This is a genomic window from Paenibacillus agaridevorans, assembly GCF_003112455.1.
Classification (GTDB): Bacteria; Bacillota; Bacilli; order Paenibacillales; family Paenibacillaceae; genus Pristimantibacillus; species Pristimantibacillus agaridevorans.
Window position 1 is genome coordinate 137,900 of the sequence record NZ_BDQX01000098.1, and the last position, 7,193, is coordinate 145,092.

The 7,193-nt window shown below is 56.1% G+C and carries 1 protein-coding gene; it reads right to left on the bottom strand.

What is annotated here, in order from left to right; genetic code table 11:
- A partial coding sequence (locus PAT3040_RS10595) for a LamG-like jellyroll fold domain-containing protein (protein WP_146200398.1) occupies positions 1 to 7,193 on the bottom strand: 7,193 nt, incomplete at both ends.

The following is a 7,193-nucleotide window of genomic DNA, read 5'->3' on the forward strand; positions in this document are numbered from 1 at the left end:
CCGGCCGTATAGACCAGGTACACATCATGTACGCCCGATACGCTGCTTAATGCGGCTTGGGCCGTTGTATAGGTTTGATAGGAGCCGGTATTTACCCCGTTCACCGTACCGATCAGCGTACCCGTCGGACTGCCGAGTCGTATCTCGATCTTGCCTACAGTCGAACCGGCGATACGGGCATCCACGAAGGCTGCGCCCAAGCCGAAGTTGACATCCTCATAGACCGTATAATCTCCCGTTCCGATAAAACCGAGATTATCCGACCCTTCGCTACTTGGCTCGGCCTGTACGGAGCCGCTTTTGGAGCTGTATTGTTCCGCTTCGATCTTAGAAAAGGCATTGGTCAACGAAGGTTTGCCGGCTCCTTTGAGCGCGTTGTATATCGCTGTGGCAATAGTCGTCGACCCGGCATCGTTGGGATGGACATTATCGGGGAAGTTATGCCCCATGTTCTGTGTGCCCGGATTGACATGAATGACAGTGCTTCCCTTGTTGGCCGCAGCTTGAATCTGCAGCGGCACCACCTCGCTCGTCACGACGTTACCCGGCCAATAATTATGAGGAGAAGTCGCAACGTAGACGGTCGGCTGCGAAGCCAGGCCTCGATAATGGTCGATCATGTCTTCATAATCGGACACAAACTCCGAGCTGTGCTGCCAGTTGATCGCCGTAGAATCGTTGGTGCCGAGCATGATGACTACGATATCCGGCTCCCAGTTCGAGCTGTTGACGAATTCCCAGCTGTCCCAATAAGGGTGATCGCCGTTTTTCAGCATCGTCGTACCGCCAGATCCATACGGATTAATATAATAGTTCGGGCCGAGAAGCGTTTGCAGCTGCGCGGGGTAACTGCCCGTCGTAATGCTGTCGCCGATAAGCGCGACATTGATCACTTCCGGCGGCTGGCCCCCTGCCTGGCTCAAAGCGAACACCTCCTGATCCGTCAGCGTTCTCGGATACATCCGGAGCTCGTCAATTGCGCCGTGAAATACCTCGGCGGCGCCCTGCGAGGCGGCATTTTGCCCGCCGATTCGGAACGGATTCGGATTATTGGTCTGAACGATATCCGACGAAGCCGATTTGGTCAAGGCGAGCTGGCCGTCAATATACAATTTGAACTGGCTTCCCGCCTTCGATACCGCAACATGAGTCCATTCGTTAAGCGGAATAGAGCTGCTTGCGGTCGCGAAAGGCCATAAGGAATGGCCCTGGCCAAGCGCATCCGCCATCAGGAATTCCAATTTGCCGTTTGCGATCCACCAATTGAACATGTTCGTCTGGCTGCCGGTAATGCCTTGACCGAGAATGATCCGATTCGCGCCGTCTGACTCCGGTTTGATCCAGGCCGCGAAGGTGAAATTGTCCTTGACGATGGAATCCGTCACGATCGACGTATCCGATCCGTTGAAACGCAGCGCCTGGCCGACTTTGCCTGGCACCCAGCTGTAGCCGCCCTCAATGGACAGCGCCTGCCCGCTTACGCTTTCCGTCGCCGTGGAGCCTTGGCCCTCATCAAAGTCGAAGTATTGCTCGCGGTCGGCATCCTGGCTTCCGCCGCCCGCGCCCAGCTCGCCGATATCGTATACGCCGGCAAAGTTAAGCAGAGGCGATGCCTGGGAAGAGAGAATATCAATGCGAACCTGATCCGATTCCACTTCATCAAACGTGATGATGCGTTTGTAGCCAATCGTTGTGCCGGTCGCTACCGTCGTCCAGTTGCCGCCGATCCGCACCTGCACGTTGAATCCCGATATTCGCTGACCGAGCGGAATATATTCCTGCAGCGTAACCGCATTAAACGTTTTCGTCGCGCCCAGATTCAAATCGACATGAGCCGAAGTCACCTGGTCGTCCGTTGCCCAATAGCTGTCATATTGGCCATCCGTCAGTTTGCCCGCCGCGTATGCGGGAGCATTGCCCCTGACATTGCTTGCCGAAGCGGATGACCCCGCGGCTAAATTTACTCCGTAAGCCTGGTCGATCCAATTTCGCAGCTCCATCAATCTGTTAATGTCGCTGTCCACCAGCTTGCCTCGTTTATCCGGCGATACGTTTAGCAGCAGGTTGGCCCCTCTCCCTACCGATTTCTGATAAATATCGACCAGCTCCGGCAACGTTTTAATATGGGTATCCTCCCAATCATGGTAGAACCAGCCTGGCCGCAGCGGTACGTCGGCTTCGCCGGACTGCCATGCCGTGCCGTTCGGATTGCCCTCTCCATATTGGTTGGGCGTCCAGTAAGGATTGCCCGGCTGCTGCGGGACAACCTTGGCCCAGTTCGTTTCGCTTGCGATTCCGTCTTCGTTGCCGATGTAGCGAGCATCTCCAGGAGCGCCCCAAATAACGATATTGGGCTGCAATAGCTTAATGACGGAATACCATCTTTCCGTATCGTAATCCTGTGGGGTATTGTCCCCCTTCGCGCCGTCGAACCAGATTTCGCTTATTTCACCGTAGTTCGTCATCAGCTCGGTCAATTGGTTGACGAAAAAATCATTATAAGCCAGGCCCGAGCCGTAAGTCGGCTCGTGCATATCCCATGGCGACACGTAAAGTCCGAATTTCATGCCGAACTCCAGACAAGCATCGGAAACTTCCTTGACCACGTCGCCCTGCCCGTTTTTCCAAGGACTGCTCGCTACGTCATGCGTCGTGTAAGCGCTCGGCCACAGCGCGAAGCCGTCATGATGCTTCGCGGTCAGAATCAGCAGTTTAAATCCCGCATCCTTAAGCGCGCTGACCCATTGCCTCGCGTCAAAATCCGTGGGATTAAACAGGGACGGACTCTCGGTTCCCGTTCCCCACTCCCGGTCCGTGAACGTATTCATGCCGAAATGGGCAAATGCGATCGTCTCCATCTTCTGATAGGCAATCTGCGGCTCCGTCGGAATCGGCAGATGAGGCAGAACGGGCGCCACCGCAGGCGGCTGGTACGAAATTTCTTCCCCGTATACTTCAAACTCTTGGACCCCGTAACCGCCGGTTCCGTTCCGTTTTGTGCCGTAAACGCGGACGAACCTGACATCCGTATCCTGGAAGCTGACATCCACCACGCTGCCGTTCCCAGTCGTCGTGGAATATACGTCCGTCCATTGAATCATATCGGTTGATACTTGAATCTTGAACGCCCGACCCGATCCGCCGCTCTCCCAAGTGAGCTTCGTGCGGTTGATCCGGTGAGGTTTGCCCAGGTCGGCAATCAGCCACTGCGGATCGGAGGCCTCGCTCTCCCATTTCGTTCCGGGAGACTCGTCGAATGCGCGCGATCCGACGTTGCCGTCTCGCGACGACGAGACAAGCGCGGTTTTACCGTAAGCCACGTTGGAAACGGCCATCAGCGTTTCCACCTCCTTTCTTGCCGGCTCCCTTTCAGTTTCGATCCCGCTCAGCTCCCGAATTCGATCCGCCGATAGCGCCTCGGGATAAAGCCTCAACTCGTCGATTGCGCCGTGAAAACCTTCGGAAGGACCGCCCTCGCCATTGTTCTGCGCGCCAATCCGGAACGGATTGGGATTAATGAGCTGATTTTGATGATGGGGCACGGTTTTTGTCAACACATTTTCGCCGTTGAGATACATCTGGAACGTATTGCCTTCTCTCGCCACGGCCACATGGGTCCACTCGCCCAGCGGAATGGAGCCAGGCTCCGTGTTAAACGGCCACATGCCGTGTCCGGCCCCTTCCGCATCGCTAACAAGGAAATACAACTGCCCGTTCGTAATCCACCAGTTGAACATATTCGCCTGGCTTCCGGTAATTCCCTGACCTACGATGGTATGGTTATGCAAATCGGTTTCCGGCTTGATCCATGCCATAAAGGTAAAGTCGTCCTGGGCAATCGGACTGATTTTGACCGAATTCCCGTAGAACAGCAGCGCCTTGCCTACTTTTCCGTCCACCCAGACCGGCTCACCCTCTATGGCATAGGAGATGCCGCTTGCGCTGTCCTTCGTCGTCGTTCCCTCTCCTTCATCGAATGCGTAATATTGCCCCAAGTCCTCGATTACCGCGCTGACCGACGCTTCCTTTCCCCGGTAAGACGCCGTTATCGTAACCGGTCCTTTCTCGCCCGTGAAGGTCACCGTACCGTTTGCGACAACGGCAATATCGGGATTGCTGGACGACCAATCGGCATGCGTAACTCGCGATACGAAGCCGTCGTCGAAGGTTCCCGTTGCCGTCAAAATCACGGGCAGAGCGCTATAAGCGAGCGGTTCATTGATCGACAGGCTTTCCAGCACGCGGTCAACCTGGCCGATCAAGCGCATCGGCTTGAATTGGCCCGGGTCTTTGATGCCTCCGATGCCGCCGCCCCACTCGATCCATCCTTTGCGCCCGTGACCGTCATTGTCGTTCACCAGCAAGGACAGACCGAACAATCCGTCATCAGGCAGGATTGGCGAAAGCTCTGTCCAGGGGAGAGCAAGCTCGTAATACGTTTCTTGACGCGCCTCGTCTCTTGCAACGGCCAGCGCTGGATCCGCCATCAACCCGGCTTCGCCTTCGATGGCAGACCAGCGATACAGCTGTGGCCCGGCAGGAGTCAGTGCCATCCCGAACTCGTACATGCTCGTTTGGTCGCCAGGCATTCCAGGAGACAGGGCAAACTGGATACTGTCGCCAAGCCATATTTGGCCTTCCGATTGCTCTTGCGAATGGACATTGTCTCGAATGGCGGCAGCTATGTTCAGGTGCTCCTCATCCCAGGTCACCCATACGCTGCCGCTTACATCCGCCGCACCGCCATACCCCGGAATTTGGACCGCCCCTTCCTCCGCCAGTTGAATAACCGGCAAGTCGGCCAAATCGTCTCGTTCGCCGTCAACGGCGATGCTCTTTTTCGCCAGCAAAGTGGCGAGAGTCACTTGTCCTTCGTAAGCGAGGGATACTCCTCCGGCGGCTTCCAGCTTCATCTTGACCGGGTAGCTGCTCGAAGGGCGATAGGCATCCAGCGGGAGCAGGGCAACATAATCGTCGCCTGCCGGAACGGAGGCTTGCAGCGCTTCGACTCCGTCCTGCCCGCCGATCGTCCATAACAGCTGATTGAGAACTCTGCTCGTATCCGAGACATTGCGGATTCGGACTCGAAGCGCTTCCCCATTTTCGTTCAACTCATGCTTCACCTCCATCTGCAGAGGTTCAAGCACTTCAACATTTGCCGCAATCCGGGCAATTGCCTTGCCATGGGAGACGATCTCGCCAACCAGCCGCAAGCTGCCGGCCAACTCGGAAGCAGGTACCGTCACATCGATGACGGCCGTCTTGCCGGAAGCAACCTTAACCGGTATCTCCTGTCCCTCAATGAGAAGCCGGGCATTGATCGCCGAGCGGGGTTTGCCCGTGTTATCCACTGTGAGCTTAAGGCGGATCGAATCGCCGAGGTAAGCGCTGCTTGCCTGCAGCGCATATTTGCCGCTTGGCTTTATCTCCTTCACCTTGCCCGTCAACTCCAGGGCCATTTCCGACAGCGTCAGATAAACATAACCGGCGTTATCAGGAGAATAAGACTTTGCTTCCCCGTCGGCATCCTTTACAATCAACTTTCCGTTGACTCGGATCGCCACCTCCTGCGGCATCGAAGAAGAGAGCATGCGGACGTCCTTGCCTTCCTTCGAAAAGAGATAGCTGTTAATCCCGCTGCCGATCCGTTCGTGTTTAACGCCTTTGCCGTTATAGGCACCCCGGTTCGGAGATTGGGTGGAAGACACGGCATTGCCCCAGTAGTCCTTGCCTCCGTTGTCCGCAATAACCGTACCGCTGCCCAGCGAAGGCGAACCTTCTCCCAGCCGGTAACCGTCAACAGTCGAACGCCCGGTTCCGCCGGAACCGGCTCCGATCAGGAGCGGGTCGGAAGTCAGCTTGTTGGGATCGTCCGGTTCGCTTGGATCATGGTTGCCGTAGAAAGTATTGGAGTCGAACGTACAGGTCGCGTTGCCGCAGTAATAGGTCATGTCTGTTCCCAGATTATAGATGATGTTGTTCTTGAAGCTCATCGTGCCCTGGGGCATGTTGTTGCCGTCAGGCGCCTTCAGAAATTGAACCTTCATGTCCTCCGACGTGTAGAAGGTATTGTTGTATACCTGATAATTATCCATTCGGCCGACGGCCTGAACGATGGCGTGGTCATCGTTTTCGCTTATGTTGTAGCGAACGATGCCGTTTTTGTCGTAGCCGGTGCCGTCCCCGCCTCGCCTGCCGACAAGCAGCATGAATCCGCCTTCGTTATCATGGCTGTAGTTGTGCTGCATCACGCAATTGTTGCAAAGCTCGTCAATGTCGAAGCCCATCCCGTCCATTGTCGTACGGGTCATATAGGCCTCGTTGTACTGGAACAGCGCGTTATCGGAATTGATTGCCCATATTGCGGCGTGGTACCCTACCGAATCGTAATAGCTGTTCGCCGCGACGTTGTATTCGATAAGCGGTCCTTCGCTTTCGCATACGATGATCGCGTCTCCGCCGGTTCGGTTCAGACTGTTGCCGCGGATAACCACTTCCGTGAATCCGAGCCACGGTCCTACACCGTCCGTTCTTGTATCGCGGTTGCGCCAGTTGCTGCGCACGTAAATGCCGGTACTGTCTACGTCCACGAACGTATTGTCCTCGATGAGCAGATCGTGGAACTTGGTCGGGGTCGTGCTGCCGGTGACGCGTACGATGATGCCGCCGGATTCCAGGTCCTGCAACTCGGTCTGGCCGTTTACGTCATGGATATCCAGATTTTTAAGATAGATATGGTTGGCCGTTCCGATATCCTGGGCTTCGATCCATACTGCCCTGCGCGTGTTTCTGGCTTCTCCGGTGTTTGTAATCTCCAGATTGTTAATCTCCCAATACTGCTGGTTGAACAGCTTTACCGTCTCTTGGTGCAAGCCGGCTCCGTGTATGACCGGTTTGGGGCCGGATCCGTACTTGTCGATGACGATCGGACGCCCGTTGGAGCCGGAGCCCTTGGGCCAAAGCTGGCCGGTCCAGGCGGAACCCGCCTTCAGCAAGACCTTGTCGCCTGGCTGGAACGTCGTGGCGTTTACCTTGTCCAGCGTCCTCCAGGCGGAGCCTTTGCTTTTGCCGGATTTCGTATCGTTCCCGCGGGACGAGTCTACGTAATAGGTCGTGCCGGAACGTCCTCCGCCGCCGTGCCTGTCCGCACCTTCTTCCGAATCACCTTTGGCTGCCGCAGCGCCTTGCGCGGC